Consider the following 651-nt stretch of genomic DNA (forward strand, 5'->3'; position numbering starts at 1 on the left):
TGTACAGGGCACCGCAGGTTATGAACGCTTTTTGCGCGAGAAGCTGTACCGCATATCAGGTATCCGTCACAGCCGGTCGATGTTTGCGCTGCGTTGCATGAAGAGCGTGCCGTCGGTGGCAGTCTGAGAAACGGGTAACCGCTGGACTGCTTGCGAAAACGGTCAAGACAACGAACAGCCTGCGCCAGATGCCTATTCCTATGCAGAGGAGCGCCGGCTTTTCTACGTGGAATGACCCGCGCTCGCAAGCAAGTGCGGTTCTACACGACGCTCGGTGAACCCTCTCAATTTCTGGTCGAATTGGCCAGTAACGTGCCCGCAGATCGAGCAACTGTTGCCGGCTTTGACCGGCCCGCGGATGCGACACGACTGATCCATGCCCTGCCTGTGCGCCGCGCCTTCCCGCTCGGTCGCCTTGCGCTTGTAATCGCAGGCAGGAAATCGCCTGCAGCCATAAAACGCTCGATGCTTGCCTGACTTCAATTGCACAACACCATTCCCGCAACCTGGGCACGACTCCAGCGGATCATACTTCGGCCTCTCAAACAGCCGGAACCCCCGTCGGCACTGGGTTTCGGCTATTTTTTGGGGACTATCGTGTAGCCATGTAAATTAGTATTTTTATATTGCTTTTGCTGGATATTTTGCTTT

Annotated in this window: 1 protein-coding gene and 1 pseudogene; one reads left to right on the plus strand and one right to left on the minus strand. The window is 55.6% G+C overall.

Annotation, left to right across the window (positions count from 1 at the left end):
- Window positions 1–127, plus strand: a pseudogene (locus tag F6X40_RS43105) (Lrp/AsnC ligand binding domain-containing protein); the annotation flags it as partial.
- Between the two features lie 95 nt (window positions 128–222).
- Here the strand turns inward: F6X40_RS43105 and F6X40_RS43780 are convergent.
- Window positions 223–582 (minus strand): topoisomerase DNA-binding C4 zinc finger domain-containing protein, encoded by a 360-nt coding sequence (locus tag F6X40_RS43780; protein ID WP_187631911.1) that lies wholly within the window; start codon window positions 580–582, stop codon window positions 223–225.
- Window positions 583–651 lie beyond the last annotated feature (69 nt).

Origin of the sequence: Paraburkholderia sp. UCT31 (genome assembly GCF_014397655.1) — a bacterium.
GTDB lineage: Bacteria > Pseudomonadota > Gammaproteobacteria > Burkholderiales > Burkholderiaceae > Paraburkholderia > Paraburkholderia tuberum.